At 33.8% G+C, this 15387-nt stretch carries 14 protein-coding genes; 2 read left to right on the forward strand and 12 right to left on the reverse strand.

From position 1 onward, the window contains the following. Nucleotides 1–83: 83 nt before the first annotated feature. The 4 genes from Q9R40_RS07630 to Q9R40_RS07645 form a co-directional block, all read right to left on the reverse strand. Nucleotides 84–1481: an APC family permease gene (locus Q9R40_RS07630; protein ID WP_297585960.1), complete on the reverse strand. Its 1398-nt coding sequence runs from the start codon at nt 1479–1481 to the stop codon at nt 84–86. A gap of 127 nt (nt 1482–1608) precedes the next feature. Beyond that, nucleotides 1609–3723: an ATP-dependent Clp protease ATP-binding subunit gene (locus Q9R40_RS07635; RefSeq protein ID WP_304677122.1), complete on the reverse strand. Its 2115-nt coding sequence runs from the start codon at nt 3721–3723 to the stop codon at nt 1609–1611. A gap of 254 nt (nt 3724–3977) precedes the next feature. Then, complete coding sequence (locus Q9R40_RS07640; protein WP_304677150.1) at nt 3978–4889, reverse strand: alpha/beta hydrolase; 912 nt, start codon at nt 4887–4889, stop codon at nt 3978–3980. Further along, nucleotides 4879–6198 (reverse strand): PTS transporter subunit EIIC, encoded by a 1320-nt coding sequence (locus tag Q9R40_RS07645; RefSeq protein ID WP_270516300.1) that lies wholly within the window; start codon nt 6196–6198, stop codon nt 4879–4881. Before Q9R40_RS07645 ends, Q9R40_RS07640 begins: the two co-directional genes overlap by 11 nt. 164 nt (nt 6199–6362) lie before the next feature. Here Q9R40_RS07645 and Q9R40_RS07650 point away from each other — a divergent pair, with 164 nt between their 5' ends. Both Q9R40_RS07650 and Q9R40_RS07655 read left to right on the forward strand, forming a co-directional pair. Beyond that, on the forward strand, nt 6363–6599 hold the full coding sequence (locus Q9R40_RS07650; RefSeq protein WP_148421434.1) for a hypothetical protein: 237 nt from the start codon (nt 6363–6365) through the stop codon (nt 6597–6599). Nucleotides 6600–6717: 118 nt separating this feature from the next. Then, nucleotides 6718–7917 carry an MFS transporter gene (locus Q9R40_RS07655; RefSeq protein WP_297940553.1) on the forward strand — a complete coding sequence of 400 codons (1200 nt, stop codon included), beginning with the start codon at nt 6718–6720 and terminating at the stop codon, nt 7915–7917. Nucleotides 7918–8154: 237 nt separating this feature from the next. On the opposite strand, the gene Q9R40_RS07660 is transcribed toward Q9R40_RS07655, so the two are convergent. The 8 genes from Q9R40_RS07660 to Q9R40_RS07695 form a co-directional block, all read right to left on the reverse strand. Then, the gene (locus tag Q9R40_RS07660; protein ID WP_270516469.1) at nt 8155–9081 is read right to left on the reverse strand and encodes a serine hydrolase; all 927 of its coding nucleotides are present in this window, start codon (nt 9079–9081) and stop codon (nt 8155–8157) included. 26 nt (nt 9082–9107) lie between these two features. Next, nucleotides 9108–10409 (reverse strand): D-alanyl-lipoteichoic acid biosynthesis protein DltD, encoded by a 1302-nt coding sequence (gene dltD, locus Q9R40_RS07665; protein WP_270516302.1) that lies wholly within the window; start codon nt 10407–10409, stop codon nt 9108–9110. Further along, the gene (gene dltC, locus Q9R40_RS07670; RefSeq protein ID WP_004896464.1) at nt 10402–10641 is read right to left on the reverse strand and encodes a D-alanine--poly(phosphoribitol) ligase subunit DltC; all 240 of its coding nucleotides are present in this window, start codon (nt 10639–10641) and stop codon (nt 10402–10404) included. Before dltC ends, dltD begins: the two co-directional genes overlap by 8 nt. 29 nt (nt 10642–10670) lie before the next feature. Continuing rightward, complete coding sequence (gene dltB, locus Q9R40_RS07675) at nt 10671–11894, reverse strand: D-alanyl-lipoteichoic acid biosynthesis protein DltB (protein ID WP_300734681.1); 1224 nt, start codon at nt 11892–11894, stop codon at nt 10671–10673. Next, the gene (gene dltA, locus Q9R40_RS07680; RefSeq protein WP_300592662.1) at nt 11891–13399 is read right to left on the reverse strand and encodes a D-alanine--poly(phosphoribitol) ligase subunit DltA; all 1509 of its coding nucleotides are present in this window, start codon (nt 13397–13399) and stop codon (nt 11891–11893) included. The genes dltB and dltA overlap by 4 nt, the downstream gene beginning before the upstream one ends. Nucleotides 13400–13419: 20 nt before the next feature. Next, a complete protein-coding gene (locus Q9R40_RS07685; protein ID WP_304677127.1) occupies nt 13420–13578 on the reverse strand; it encodes a teichoic acid D-Ala incorporation-associated protein DltX in 159 nt (52 codons plus the stop codon). A gap of 134 nt (nt 13579–13712) precedes the next feature. Beyond that, a complete protein-coding gene (locus Q9R40_RS07690; RefSeq protein WP_297940679.1) occupies nt 13713–14003 on the reverse strand; it encodes a hypothetical protein in 291 nt (96 codons plus the stop codon). A 2-nt stretch (nt 14004–14005) separates the two neighbouring features. Then, nucleotides 14006–15157 (reverse strand): YncE family protein, encoded by a 1152-nt coding sequence (locus Q9R40_RS07695; RefSeq protein WP_304677128.1) that lies wholly within the window; start codon nt 15155–15157, stop codon nt 14006–14008. Nucleotides 15158–15387 lie beyond the last annotated feature (230 nt).

Below are 15387 nucleotides of genomic sequence, written 5' to 3' on the forward strand. Positions count from 1 at the left end.
ACTTTTCGTCAACCCTTTTTTGTAAAAAATTAGCAATATTTTTTTAGAGTGCTAAAAAAGGTCTCAATTTGAGACCTTTTTGATTAATTCTGTAGTTTAGAATGTTTTATACCGTATGTTGCGTACACAATGATTCCCACGATTAGCCAGATTCCCACCATAATTTTGGTTGTCTTTGGTAACATCCAAATGAAATATACGCTTAATAGTCCAGCAATTACAGGCAGTACCGGATAAAGTGGCATCTTAAATCCATCATTCACAATATCCTTTCGATGCCGCAGAGGAATAATTCCAAATGAAATTAAAGCAAATGCGATTAACGTACCTGCATTAATTAAAGAAGCTAATTCCATTAAAGGAACCAAGCCAGCGAAAACAGCAGCTACTATCGTAGAAACAATTACCGCATGATCTGGGATCATCTTTTTGGCATGCACACTTCCCATGGAATCGGGTAGGAGTCCATCTCTTCCTAAAGCATACAGTAATCTTGATCCACCTAGCAACATAGTAATCATTGCCGTAAAGATTCCGACTAATGCTCCAATGGTAATCAATTTATTCCACGCAGTTAAGCCAACTACTTTTAGTGCATAAGCTGCTGGATCGTCAACATTTAATTGCTTGTAATTAACCATTCCAGTTAAAACCAGCGAAAAACTTACATATAGTAATACAGCAATAATTACTGTTCCCATAATTCCTTTAACAACATTTTTTTCAGGATCCTTCGTTTCAGCACTATTTGCCGCTAACGCATCAAACCCAATAAATGCAAAAAATACAGTGGCTGCTGCTGTAGATATTCCTCCAATTCCTAACGGTGGTGTTTGGAATTTTTTAGGGTAAAAAGGAACATAGTTATCTGCCTTAATATAGAACATTCCAATTACAATAAACAAAATAATAATTGCGACTTTGATAATTACTGCTATATTTTCCACACGTTTAGACAAGTTAGCACCTTGATATAAAATCAGTGCAACAATTAATACAATTAAAACGGCAGAAATATTTATTACTCCACCTTCCATAGGACCGGCTTCAAGTGCTTTAGGCAAATGAATTCCAATTGGAGCTAAAATATTATTATTAAAATATGAAGCAAAACCAGTCGCTTCAGCAGAAACAGCTAAAAAATATTCTAATAATAATCCCCATCCAATTATCCAACCTACTACTTCTCCATAGATTACTGAACCAAAAGAATAGGCAGATCCTGCTACTGGCATTGCAGAAGAAAATTCAGCATAAGCCATTCCTACCATACCAGAAACAATAGCTGCTAGTAAAAAAGAAATAGCAACCGCTGGACCAGCATGCTGTGCTGCTTCATGACCAGGTAAAATAAAAATTCCTGTTCCAATAACTGCTCCAATTCCCAATGCAACTAAATCACGAGCATTTAAATGTCTAGTTAAGCGAGAATCTGCTTTTAAAAAAGTATTTACTGGAACTTTCTTAAAGAAGTTTTTCATTCCAACTCTCCTTAATTTATTTTTAATTATTATACCTGATTTTATAGCTATTTCTACCCTACAATTAAAATTAATTAAAAAAAAGACTACGAATTAAATTCGTAGTCTTTTTTCACAATATTGTTAACTATTTTTCTTCTTTTTTGTCAGCTTTTTCAGCTTCCTTGATGTCTTTCTTTTCTTGTTCACGGGTTTCCTTGTCAAACAATACATCTTCAAGGATTTCACCATTTAAGTACAAATGCTTATCATCAATAGTGAATTTAACTTCCTTAGTATCTGGCTTAGAAACAATCAACTTAGCTGCTGGGGTTTCAAGGTCTTGTTCAACAACTCTTCTCAATGGACGAGCACCGAATTCCTTATCATAGCCCTTCTTAGCCAAGTACTTCTTAGCATCATCAGTAACATGAAGCTTAATGTTTCTCTTAGCAAGAGACTTCTCCATCTTTACTAAGTAAAGGTCTAAGATCTTGAGCATATCTTCACTAGTTAATGAATTAAATGGAACAATTGCATCAAGACGGTTCAAGAATTCTGGTCTGAAGTAAACTTCAAGAGCTTTACGTAAAGCATCTTGATCGTCACCCTTAAGTAACTTGTCAGAGTAGCCAGCATTTGAAGTCATGATAATGATTGTATCTTTGAAGGAAATTGTTCTACCTTGTGCATCAGTTAAGCGACCATCATCCATGATTTGAAGTAAAGCATTGAAGACTTGCGGATTTGCCTTTTCAATTTCATCAAGCAAAATCAATGAATATGGTTGGTGACGAATCTTTTCAGTTAATTGACCACCTTCGCCATAGCCAACATAACCAGGTGCTGAACCGATCAACTTATTAACAGCCATTTGGTCTTGGTATTCTGACATATCCAAACGTACTAAAGCATCTGCTTTACCAAATAGTTTAATTGCTAATTGCTTAGCTAATTCAGTCTTACCAACACCAGTAGGACCAGTAAGTAAGAATGAACCAGTTGGACGGTTAGAATCCTTAAATACTTGCTTACGTGCAATTGCATCAGTAATGATATCAATTGCCTTATCTTGGTCAATAACAACTTTCTTCAAGTCAGAAGCTAGGTTAGCATTCTTTTGAGCTTCATTTGCATTAATTTCACTCATTGGAATACCAGTCTTAGTTTGAATTAAAGCATACATATCTTCTGGTGTAACTTTAAGTTCACTAGCTTTGCCGGCATTCTTAAGATCTTTCTTAAGGTCTTCAATTTCTTTCTTAATCTTAGCAGCTTCATCATATTTTTCCTTCTTAGCTGCTTCTGCCTTTTTACCTTCTAAGGCATGAATCTTGTTCTTAATTGAAGTTTCATCTTTTTGATCCATACCTAAAGACTTCTTAGCACCAGCTTCGTCCATTAAGTCAATTGCCTTATCTGGTAAGTGACGATCATTAATGTAACGATTTGAAAGTTCTGCAGCAAGTTTCAAAGCTTCTGGATCGTATTTAACATTGTGGTATTTTTCATATCTTGGAGCTAATCCCTTCAAAATTTGAATAGCATCCTTGATAGTTGGTTCTGGAACTTGAACTGGTTGGAATCTTCTAGCTAAAGCAGGGTCTTTTTCGATTTGTTGGTATTCACTAGTAGTAGTTGCACCAATAACACGAATTTCACCGCTAGCTAATGCTGGCTTTAAGATATTAGCAGCATCCCCAGAATTATTTTCTGAATCAGTAGAACCTGCACCAACAATATTATGTAATTCATCGATAAAGAGAATAACATTCTTGTCACCCTTAGCCTTATCGATAATCTTCTTTAGTTTTTCTTCAAAACTACCACGAAGAGAAGTACCTGCAACTAATTCATTAATATTTAACTCAATAACATGAGCATTCTTTAGTTTTTCAGGAACGTCTCCATCAACAATTCTTTGAGCTAATCCTTCAACTACAGAGGTTTTACCAACACCGGCAGGACCAGTCAACACAGGATTGTTCTTTTTACGTCTACTCAAAATTTCAATAACTTGATCAATAACAGCGGTACGTCCAATGACAGGATCGTATTTGCCCTTCTTAGCTTGTTCAGTTAAATCAACACCAATTGGCTTTTCCTTTTGTTGGCCATTTTGAGCGCCTTGTTGAGGTGCTTGACCAGCACTATATCTCATTGGTTGTTGGCCACTGCTCATTCTTCCATCATTGAAAAAATCTCTGTTTAATTCATTAAATAAATCATCAAAATTGTAGTTTCCATTGTCAAAGTATGCCATGCTTTACACACTCCTCATATTCTCAAAAATTTTAGCACTCATAAGTTATAAGTGCTAACTACTCACATTTCTTATTATAGCAGGTTATCCACAGAAAGCAAAATATTATACAATATTTTTTCCACAGTTTATTTTAATTTGTGAATAAGGTGGACCAAAAGCGCTACATAGAGCGATTATAGCTAAAAATGTTTGTGAATTAACATCATGAGATAGCTTTAAAATTATTTATTTCTATTAATTTTTTAAATAATTTAATCATTTATCTTCTTTTTCTTCTTGTTATTTTCCTCTGGTTTTTGTCCATTAACAGGAATATTATTTCCACTATTGTTTTCAAGCAAGTATTGCTTAATTAGCTGAACTACTTGTTTATTTTGAGGAAGAGAAGAATGTTGTGCATCGGATCCAGTAACCGTCATTGTTGTATAATGCTTTACTTGATTTTGAAAAATATACTTTCCTGCTGCCACACTACTTTCAGGCACAAGCCCATCAGACTCATAATTCTCGCCGCCTGATACTGAATATACATCTAAATTTTTAGGTATTTTCTTTCGATTTTTAATAAAATCATTCAACATCTCAGTCTTATGATCGATATTACTTTCATTAAAATTGTACGGAGTTCCAAGAGTCATTAATTTCTTTATCGTGATTTCATCACTATAATCCGCATAATAGTTTTCAAGCCAATACGTCCAAATTAGGCCTCCATTTGAATGTCCAAACGCTTTAAAATTATTAAATTTATACTGCTGACTGAGCTGAGCAAAAGCTTCATCAAACCAGCCTGCTTGTTTCTTAATATTGGCATAACCATCATGATTATTTTCAAACCCCACTACAATAAACGGTTCATTATCATTACGATTAATTTTTCCGCTATACTTCAATGTTCCATCTTTTTTTACCTGAATTTTTAACAAACTATGCTTTTTTAGCGTATCTTTATTTAATAAATTAACCAATTCATTAAAACGCTCAGTTGTTGCGCTTGATCCTGGAATCATAATTACAGGAGACATTTGTGATTTTCGTCTTTCAGCTAAATCATGGTTAGCATTTTTGATCCAAAAAAAGGTTGGAATAGATAAAACTATTAAAAAGATGAAGGTAGCTAGCAAAAACAGACGATTTTTCGATATCATCTTTTTATTTAACATATTCATAGCCAGTCTCCTCATCATTTAATAAATCAATTTCGTCCTGAATATCCTTCGCCATTTTCACAATTGGAAGATATAACAAAATATCAAACGCAAACAGTAGCATTGAAAAAATCAAGGCTTGCCACGTTCCATTCGTAGCAATAAAGGCATACAAAGGCCCAGGGGTACCAGATAACACATTATAGGCTGGAGCCGGAATTAAATGAATAGCAATCATACTAGCAGCCAAAAGCATATTTACGACTGGCAAAAATACATAGGGTACTAGGAATAATGGATTAAGTATAATCGGAAGTCCAATTAAAGCTCCTTGATTAGAACCAAATAGAGTTGGAATAAAACTCCAACGCGCTATTTTAGCAATATCATTTTTCTTAATAACAATTAAAATACCAATCAAAATCACTAGAGTTAACCCGTTACCACCAAATTTTCCATAAGATTGGTATAAAGAATTTCCAACATATGGATTAGGCACATTCCAACTAGAACCATGTGTCAAAGCATAGTTTAAGTTTGCAACATTAGTCGCACTATCACTACCCGCTGTCAGAGATACTAAAGGCTGACCAATTCCACACCAGTTTAACAACAGTGCTAAAAGCAATAAGAGAATAAAAATACCAAGATTTAAATTATTCTGCCCCTGACTTTGGAAAAATTGATAGAAGTTTGTTGCAATTATTCGTACGTGGGCTAAGCTAGCCAAAATTCCAATTACTAATCCAATTAGCCAAGTAGCAAGCATTGGTCGAAATGAGTTAAAGGCTCTTTGCTTTATTAATTGTGCGCTTTCTGCATGACGATGATGGTATTCAGTTCCAAGAAATCTAAAAATAAGTCCAGTCCCAAACCCAATTAAAAGAGCAAATAAAAAACTATTAATATTCAAAAAACGCCAGTTAAAAGATAGCTGAAAATTTCGCACATCCCTGAAGCGATAGGCACAAAGGAGCAAAGTTAGCATTCCTGAAACACCGGCCATCTGAGCATCTTTTTGATACAAACGTGCGGTATATTGGGCTGAAAAATATGCAGTAAATAGCCCAAAAGTACCAAATATTACACTAGTAACACCCTGGCAGGCATACCATGATGCATTAAAAATCTGATCAGGTAACCACTTATCAAAATAAAAAATATTAGATATTAAACTCGTTGGAGAAAAAACACTCTGCCATAAAAATTGAAAAATACTTCCTACAACAGCAAGTGGCATTAGCATCATTAGAGTTCGATCGGTCACTCTAAAAAATGCTAATCTACGAAGTCGTACAATGGTTTTAAAAATTATTTTTTCCATAAATTAGTCCTTACTTCTAATAATCTATCCCCTAGTTTAAATTAAATTTTGAAAGAAACATATTCTTTTCTATTAAAATGCAGATTAAATTAAACAAGTATCCATCAATACAGATTAAGTAAAGAACATGCTATAATGATGGGGAAAATAAAAGGAGAAAAATTATGGCTAAACGAAGTTTTTCGATTAATGATGAAACTGATCGTCTACTTAACTATTATTTAAATCATTCAGATAAAGAATGGGATTTAGTAATTAACGAAGCAATTAAAAGCTATGTATGTGATCATTTAACTCAAAAGCAGGTTCATGAAGCAGTTAAACATACCGGAAAAGACGCATTTCCAGCCAACGAGGTTCTTCGTACCTTTGATAGCAGTTGGATAAATGGTGAGTCGTAATATTAATTGCATAAAGTCATAGCTTCCGGCAAAATAAAGATAGCAATTCTACACAATAAGCTGACAAGTGTCAGCTTATTTTTATACAACTATTCTTAATTAAAAAGGAGGAAAATTCATGCTAAAAAAACATGCACTAGATCCAATTAAGTTAATCTGGTTATTTGCTGGTTCTTTAATAATTAACACTGGTGTTAGTTTTATTTGGCCACTAACTACTATTTATATTCATAATTATCTTCATGAAACACTTACAGTAGCTGGGATTGTTTTATTCATAAATTCAGCTTTTACAATGATTGGAAACGCAGCTGGAGGTCTTTTATTCGATAAGTGGCATCCTTACCAAACTCTTTTAACTGGTGTCAGTATTTCCACTTTATCCACTTTCTTACTAGTTTTATTTCATGGCTGGCCAGCCTATCCAATTTTGTTAATTACTTTAGGCTTAGGTAACGGTATTGTAGTAACTGGTTTAAATTCAATTGCTACTTTAATTAAAAGTCGCAATGCCTCCTATGTGTTTAACGTCTTATACTTCACACAAAATTTAGGTTTAGTATTTGGGTCACTAATGGTGGGATTCATTTTACCGTTTGGCATTACTTATATTTTTTTACTTGCTTTTATTATGTTTGCCTTTTTAAGCATCGTAATCTTTTTTGAATATCGTGGTTTAAACCAGGCTCATGCTTCTGAAAATAAAAAAGTCACTTCAGTTCAACATCAAGAAAAAATTCCTTATGGCGCAAAAAGAGCTATTTTCTCTATCTTAATTTGTGTTCTAGCTGCTTGGATTGCTTATGAACAATGGAATTCTAATATTTCCTCCTACATGCTTGGATTGCACATGAGCGTTCGACTATATAGTTTACTTTGGACTCTAAATGCTATTTTAATTGTCCTCATTCAACCACTATTAACTTACTTCGATGACTGGCTAACTGAACATCTTCATGGACGATTATATATTGGATTCAGCCTGTTTGGACTAGCATTCTTACTACTAATTGGAGCAACCCATTACTTTAATTTCGTTCTAGCTATGGCAGTTCTAACATGTGGAGAAATTCTCGCCTTTCCTGCTGTTTCAACTTTTGTTAATGACCGTGCTAGTAATAAAGACAAGGGAAAATATCAAGGAATTGTTCAGTCAGTTACATCAGCTGGTCGTGCTTTAGGACCATTAATCGGAGCTTTAGTAATTGATAACTTTTCCTACTTGACCTTATTTGTAGTTTGCACTGTTTTGGTTTTAATTTCTGTTCTTCTATTTGCAATCATTAATGCTTATAACAAGAAAAAAATCGCTGAATAGCGATTTTTTATTTTCTCTAATTTACAAAAAAAGCCTAATTCCACCAACATCGGAATCAGGCTCACACAGTGTTCAGTACCGTTATTCTGACCAAATAAAAGCTACATTTTCGCTACCGTAGAAAATACAGCTTGCTACAACGGTACAGGTAAATCTTAGCACAGCAACCATACTTGTACAACCGCTTTTAAGAAAGTCAAAATTATAAAAAAAGATAGAAAACAATGTTTTCTATCTTTATGAAGGTGATTTTATTAAATTTTCTATGAGGTCATTACATATTCCTCTTACCTTAAAATAATCCTTAACTGGATAATTAGACTGAACCACTAATACATCCCGTGTATCGTTTGAGACGCGATAGTAAGTTGTATATCCATCACCAGAACCATTTGAAGAATGAAAATCAGGAAAATTATAGAAACCCGCATTATATTTAGCAGGATCAGATGGAGCATAAACTTTTTTTACTGATGAAGGTTTTATTATCTCCCCATTTAAAATTGCACTCATAGCCCGACATAAGTCTTTGTTTGACATTACCAAGCTTCCAGCACCTAAGTCTCCATGTACTTTATCTACTACAACACTATGTGGTACTAAGTAACCCTGAGAATTTTTAGTGTATGGTACCGCAACCTTAATACGTTTATTTTTAGGTATATCCCAATAAAATTCTGTTTCAGATAGACCTAACTTTTTAATATAGGTCTCTTTCACCAGATTTTCATAAGATCGATGCGTTACTTTTTCTAAAATACCTGATAATAAAATATAGTTACTTGATGAGTAAAAACGTTGGTTATACTGTTTCTTATTAAAAACTATATTATGCTTAATATCATATTTAATTCCAGCTTGATTGTTTTTAAAGACTGGCGTTCCATAACTCGATTCATCTTTTCCTTGTAATCCTGCTTCCATAGTTAAAAGCTGCCTAATCGTAATCTGATTAGCATGAGGGACTTGAGGATAAAACTTCGATAGTTTGTCATTAAGTTTGAGCTTTTTCTGCTCAACTTGTTTCATAACTAGAGCACCAGTAAAAACCTTATTAACTGAATTAATGAAAAAAGCTGTTTTAGGTGTATTGTGTTCTTTTTTGCTTATGTTTGCAAAGCCGGTAGACTCGTTAAGAATTACTTTATTATTCTTAATCGCCAGGACATTGCCTGTAATGTCTGCTTGTGCTAGTTTTTTTTTATTTCTGCTGCTGCCTTGCTTTTGATATCAGGCATCTTTACGTTAGTCTTGTTGCCCCATGCCTTAGTAAAGTAATAACTATTTAGCTTATAGTTAACTGGATGATTCTTTTCTTCCATAAATGGTTTCACATATTGATCCACCTTTAACCATCCATTCCAACCAAGGTGAATAGTGTCTTCCATGAAGAATTTCTTTCCACCATCTTTTGATAAATCAGCAATATTATTAAAGCCTTGGGAGGTAAGCTGCTTGGTAATCTTAGCAACACATTCTTGATACATTGTTTGAGATAACCCAGTGTACTTAGCCCACTTTTCATTAACTGGTGGAATAATGAACAACACATTAACATGTTCATGCGCAAGTTCATTCAATACCAATTCAAAGTCTGCATATTCTGGTGACTGAGTATAATCAAAGTCCTTCTGAGAATTCTTTAAGTGCTTTAAGTTCTTATTGTTTAACTTTTTATCAAAGAAACCGTTAGAAATACCAAACTTATTGTTTGTTGTTCCCTGTTGTCCCTGTTCATTAGCAAATTGACGCAAGTTATCATAGGCATAAGTACCTGGCAGTTTATTTGCTTCTTTTTGAATTTTAGGAATATTATTAGTCATCCCAATAGATGAGAAGAAATTATCTTCGTTAGCTAATATTTGACGTCTAGCCTTCAAGTATAAAGTCTGATATTTAGACAATTTTTGTCCTGAAGCTAAAGTCATTAATGCATACTTTGTTGTTTCACTAGCAGCTCCAGCTGGCATAGCTAGTAAGCGCCGGGCAGCATAACGAGTCGCTACGCTATCCTTAGCAGTCAAAATCCAATCAACTGCTTGAAGTTGGGAGAAATACATCCCAAATGCAGCTGGATTTTGTCCCTGCTTAGTAAACCACTGTGGAGAAATAATAAATACAGCTTTTTTATTAGAAAGCTGATCTACTGTTTCTTGCATAGTGAAAAAGTGAGTTAAGGATTGACTTCCCGGTCCCCCCAGTAAGAAAGGTCGATAATTTCTTTTGTATTTATAAGCTAAGACACTTGGGTGCAAGGCATCCATTCTTGATAATTCACTAGACCCATAGAATGGAACATAGTTTTTTTCAAAAGCAGCTTGCTTAATCGATTGTCCTTTAAAAACAGTTTGAGATTGTGAAACTGAAGCTTTAAATAGAGCATTATCTGACTTTTCACCATTTTGCCATGGAATCAAAAATAAGATTATTAACAAAATGAACGCACAGAGAACTGGGCCGAAAATCTGCCACAGTTTGCGTTTATTACTCATTTCTTAAGCTTTCTACCTTTGCAATGATTTTGTTTGGAGTATCCCAATCTTCACGGTGAAATTCTGATACTGGTGCAGTTACATCACACTTATCTTGTAATTCAAGTAACATTTGAACAGTTGCCATGGAATCTAACAAACCATTTTCAAAAATGTTTTCATCCATTTGATCACTTAAATCTTCACCAGTTAATTCATTTAAAATATCTAAAACAGCTTGCTTTGTATCCATAATAAGAAAATCCTTTCAAAAATAATAAACTACTTCCAGCCAAACCATAATGTACTCAAGAAACCTGAGAAAATTAGGAAACTGAAACAAACAACATTAAATGTTAAGAAAATCGCAAACCACTTTGTAAATTTATTATGTGGAATTTGCTTACGGTGCTTGCGCTTAAATCTTAACCAAATATCATTAATGATAATTGCCAAAGCATGGTAAATACCATATACGATATAGTACCACGTTAAGCCGTGCCAGAAACCCATAATTAAGAAATCTACAAAATATGCTAATTGCGATAATCTGATTCTATTTTTCACCAATTTATGCTTCATTGCAAAGAATGTAAAACGCATAAAGATAAAATCACGGAACCAGAAAGATAGGGTCATATGCCATCTATTCCAGAAATCTTTAATGTTTTGAGAAATAAATGGTTTATTAAAGTTCATAGGAGTTCTAATTCCCATAAAATATGACGTACCGACAGCAAATAAAGAGTATCCTGCAAAGTCAAAGAATAAGTACATACTGTAGCAGTACATATAACCAAGAAGGGCCCAAGATAAGCGCAACCCACCATTAGCTTGCCCATAAAAAAGTGCATCTTTAGCTAACTGAGGAAGCCATAAGGTACCAAATATATACCCAATAATGAATTTATATAGGAATCCTTGAAAAATATATCTTGTACCAAACTTCAAATTTTCAATATACTTATCTCTTTCAGGAGCCTTATCGTAATCTTCCTTAAATCTTCGATAACGGTCAATAGGACCTGAAGAAATGGTTGGGAAGAAGAGTAAAAATCTTGCGTAAGTAACTGGATCAACTTTTTTAATAGTTTTATCGCGAAGTTCCATAATAACTTGCACTGTTTTAAAAGTTAAATAGGAAATTCCGAAAAATCCAATCAAATCAGCAGTTTTATTTGGCACTAATGGTGCAATTTTTACTGCTGCTAGTGGCAAAATTGCTAGGATAACTGCTAAACAAAAAACAGAGGTCTTATTCTTTCCAGAATTAACATATTTTTGATAAGCAAAAGTAACTATAAATTGGAAAATGACATATCCAATTAATTGAACTCCTTGTATCCAGTCTTTACCATTAAACATTAAAAACAAGAATAGTAAGGAAACGAAAGCTTCGTATGTTTTAAAGCGCCGTCCATGATATAAACCAATGATTAATGGCAAAAGCGCAATAAAAAGAATAACAAAGTAACGCGGATTACTATATGGTTGAATATTGATCACGCGTTATTTACCTCCTTAATTACTTGTTTAATATCTACTTTACCGTTTTGAGAGATTGGCATTTCATCACGGTAGATAAAACGTTGAGGAAGCATATATGGCATAATATCTTGACTTAATGATTCGCGTAATTTCTTAGTTAGTTCAGCATCAGTATACTTCTCACGTACACCGTCTGCTAATTCTACTACAGCAACTAGTTGTTGAACTTTATGATCCTTATTGTATTTTGGAGCAACAACGCCATAACGCACTAATGGATTCTTAGCAAGATAGAAGTTAATTTCTTCAAGTTCAATTCGATAACCATTAAATTTAACCTGAAAATCAATTCTTCCACGGTAGAAAAGCATGTCGCCATCTAAAAATCCTAAGTCACCAGTACGATAACTTCCATGTTCACTTTCTTTAAAGAAAGCAGCCTCAGTCTTTTCTGGATTATTTAAGTATCCTTTAGAAACACTTGGACCTTCAATAACAACTTCGCCTTGGTTATCTTCTTCACCCTTGGAAGTATCAATTGAAATCTTTGTGTCATCTTTAGAAACACCAATTGGCAAGCGATCATACTTATTTAAAATTTCATCAGTAATTTCCACCTGAGTAACAGCTACAGTTGTTTCAGTAGGACCGTAAGTATTAAAGATATGGCTATCTGGGAATTTCATCTTAAGCATTTTTGCTGTTTTATGACTTAACTCTTCACCACAGAATAAGAAATGAGTTAATTCTGGATGATGCTTAGCATCAAAAGTCGGATCTAAGAAACTCATTTCTACAAATGATGGAGTTGAAACCCAAACATTGAATCTTAATTGAGGTAGAGTTTTGAAGAGTTGACCAATATTTTCAGTTACATCATGAGGTAAAACTACCAGCTTACCACCTGCAGCTAAAGCAGGATATAGACTCATTACAGACAAGTCAAAAGAATATGGTGCTTGCGCTAAAAAACTAGGATGTTCTGGAAGTGAAAAGGCATTTAGCTCCCAGTTTAAAAAACTAAGCAGGTTATCATGACTAATTTGTACACCCTTAGGTTTACCAGTTGTTCCTGAGGTAAAGATAATATAAAAATTGTCATCCCCACTTACAAACTTACTTTGATCAATTTCTGGATGATTATCAGAAACTTCTTCAGGAGTTAGAACCTTGATATTATCCATTTCAATAGGAAGTTTATCAATTGCAATTACCAAAGGAGCTTCAGAAACTTCTTGAATCATCAATAAACGTTCGCTATTAGAATAACTAGCAATCGGAATGTAAGCATGTCCTGCTTTAACAGCACCAATAAAACTAGCAATCATTTCAAAATTTTGACCACCCCAAATCATTACTGGAGCTTTTTCAGGAAGATCTAGTTCGTTGATCTTAGCTGCATATGCATCTGATCTAGCTTTTAGATCTCCATAAGTATTAGTTTCGCCAAGATAATCATAAGCAATCCGTTGTGGATCTTCAGTAGCAATTTGATCGATTGTCTTGATTACATCTTTAATCATTTAATGCGACCCTTTCAGTTCTAGAAATCTTTATAAATAAATTTTGCAGCCCGAATGCCACTATATGAGTACAAGTAAACTAGCACTACAAGCACTGCAAAGTAAAAGAGAGTTTTGGCAATAAACAAACCTATCTCTTTTTTCTTTGTATCGCTTTGTTTATCTTTATCTTCTGCCATGCTTACACCTCGTAATCTTTTTTCTAAATTTTACAACAATGTTATAAAATAGGTTAATAATTTTACTATTTCTTAGAAAAATAGCATGAACTGAAGTAATTATACCAAAAATAGCCATAGTTATGGATAGTTCACTAGTGTTGGTTACGTTTTCTTTCGATAAAATAACCTACCCCTAAGAAAATTGTCGGTAGAATTGAAACAAATACCAACACTATTAAAATAACTCGTAAAAGCCAATCAGTATTTTTCCATCTTTTATCATTAGAAGTCGCAAGAGCATAAGCTGAAAACAAGATAATTGTAATTAAATTTATTAAAAACATAATGTTGTGTGTATATTGATACAAGACCAAAACACTACTACCAGATATCAAACCACTCCAGCCAGCTAGTCGTACCCAAAAAGATATTTTCTTAATCATTTTTAACCCCCTAATAAGGCATTTATATTCGCCGATAAGATTCGGTCAACAATCATTATTTGATCACGTGCATATGCTTTTGATCCGGATTCAAATAACATCAATAGCTGTCCATCCTGAACATAAATTTGTTCTAAATATGGCGGCATAATAACAACTTTTCCCGCATTTCCTTCATCTAAGTTATTCAAAGCTGAAATTGGGAAAAAATACAACTTAGAATCTTTGCTTCCATAGGATTGACTTAAAATAATCCAATTCTGATAAAATGCAATTCCTTGAATCTGTCGGTCCATTGAAGCACTTCCTGAACCTAAGGCCCAAGATACTTGGCCTGTTACTGCCTTAATTTGATCGCTAGTAATTGTCCCCTTAAAGTCTCCTGAACGAGCAATCGGATAGCTAGCAATTTGTCCTTGGCCGTCAGTATTAAAAAAGCCAACGAATAGTTGATTATCATAATAAGTTACACAAGATGCTCTTTCAATTGTTGGTAAAGAAATCACATTATCATACTTGATAGGTTGCTTTTTCTTATTATAGCTATATTTTTCTAATTTCTTTAACGAAAAAGACATTAGTGCAGATGTATCATCTTGACTACCCGTTACCCAAATATTTTTAGCAATTGGATCATAAGCAACTCCTCCTAAATGAGGTGCTCCCGGAACTTGAATAGTCTTTAAATATTTGCCCGTTTTTTTATCTAAACAATAAATGACTGAGCGATGCTTATGAGTTGAATCATAAGCCGAAATTAATAAATATTTTCCCGCTACAGTTAGTCCTTGTGGCGTCATTGAATCTGCATCAGTAATCTTCTTTTTATTAAAATCATAACTCGGCGTTACAACTTGGCCTGGTATTACGACGCTACTTCCAATCTTACTTGCACGTGGAGTTTCATAAGCTGCACTATAAACATCAGGATATTTTTCATTTAATTGTTTTTTAAAATAGGCCAAATTATGATGTCCAGGACTAATACTCGTTCCATCTTTTGCCTTTTCTACATCAGGTCTAGAAGTAAAAGTAGCTTTTGCTTGTTCTCGTTTTTGATATTGCTGGTACCCATAGTAGCCTCCGTATGCTGCTCCAGCAGCAATGCCGAGAATCAAAACCAACTTAAATAGAATCTTTAAAAATTTCTTCATTAGCTTTCCCTACCTAATAAATAATTTTCTCAATTCGATATTATACCTGAATCGTCTTCCAACTACCGAAAATTAAAAATAAGCAGCTATCTTATATTTCTTTCGATTTTGTACTATAATATATAAATTGTAGTAGTGGATTACTTATGATCCATTGCTATTAGCATTAACATCCAACTTTTTATTTTCATTCTTACTCCTCCAAGTAGATTGAATAATAACAAGATCAG

The sequence above is a fragment of the uncultured Lactobacillus sp. genome (assembly GCF_948948975.1).
In the GTDB taxonomy this organism is placed as follows: domain Bacteria; phylum Bacillota; class Bacilli; order Lactobacillales; family Lactobacillaceae; genus Lactobacillus.

What these genes read in the sequence shown, in the direction of transcription:
- Q9R40_RS07630 (WP_297585960.1), bottom strand. Translation starts at nt 1,481, where the DNA reads ATGAAAAACTTCTTTAAGAAAGTTCCAGTAAATACTTTTTTAAAAGCA.
- Q9R40_RS07635 (WP_304677122.1), bottom strand. Translation starts at nt 3,723, where the DNA reads ATGGCATACTTTGACAATGGAAACTACAATTTTGATGATTTATTTAAT.
- Q9R40_RS07640 (WP_304677150.1), bottom strand. Translation starts at nt 4,889, where the DNA reads ATGTTAAATAAAAAGATGATATCGAAAAATCGTCTGTTTTTGCTAGCT.
- Q9R40_RS07645 (WP_270516300.1), bottom strand. Translation starts at nt 6,198, where the DNA reads ATGGAAAAAATAATTTTTAAAACCATTGTACGACTTCGTAGATTAGCA.
- Q9R40_RS07650 (WP_148421434.1), top strand. Translation starts at nt 6,363, where the DNA reads ATGGCTAAACGAAGTTTTTCGATTAATGATGAAACTGATCGTCTACTT.
- Q9R40_RS07655 (WP_297940553.1), top strand. Translation starts at nt 6,718, where the DNA reads ATGCTAAAAAAACATGCACTAGATCCAATTAAGTTAATCTGGTTATTT.
- dltD (WP_270516302.1), bottom strand. Translation starts at nt 10,409, where the DNA reads ATGAGTAATAAACGCAAACTGTGGCAGATTTTCGGCCCAGTTCTCTGT.
- dltC (WP_004896464.1), bottom strand. Translation starts at nt 10,641, where the DNA reads ATGGATACAAAGCAAGCTGTTTTAGATATTTTAAATGAATTAACTGGT.
- dltA (WP_300592662.1), bottom strand. Translation starts at nt 13,399, where the DNA reads ATGATTAAAGATGTAATCAAGACAATCGATCAAATTGCTACTGAAGAT.
- Q9R40_RS07685 (WP_304677127.1), bottom strand. Translation starts at nt 13,578, where the DNA reads ATGGCAGAAGATAAAGATAAACAAAGCGATACAAAGAAAAAAGAGATA.
- Q9R40_RS07690 (WP_297940679.1), bottom strand. Translation starts at nt 14,003, where the DNA reads ATGATTAAGAAAATATCTTTTTGGGTACGACTAGCTGGCTGGAGTGGT.
- Q9R40_RS07695 (WP_304677128.1), bottom strand. Translation starts at nt 15,157, where the DNA reads ATGAAGAAATTTTTAAAGATTCTATTTAAGTTGGTTTTGATTCTCGGC.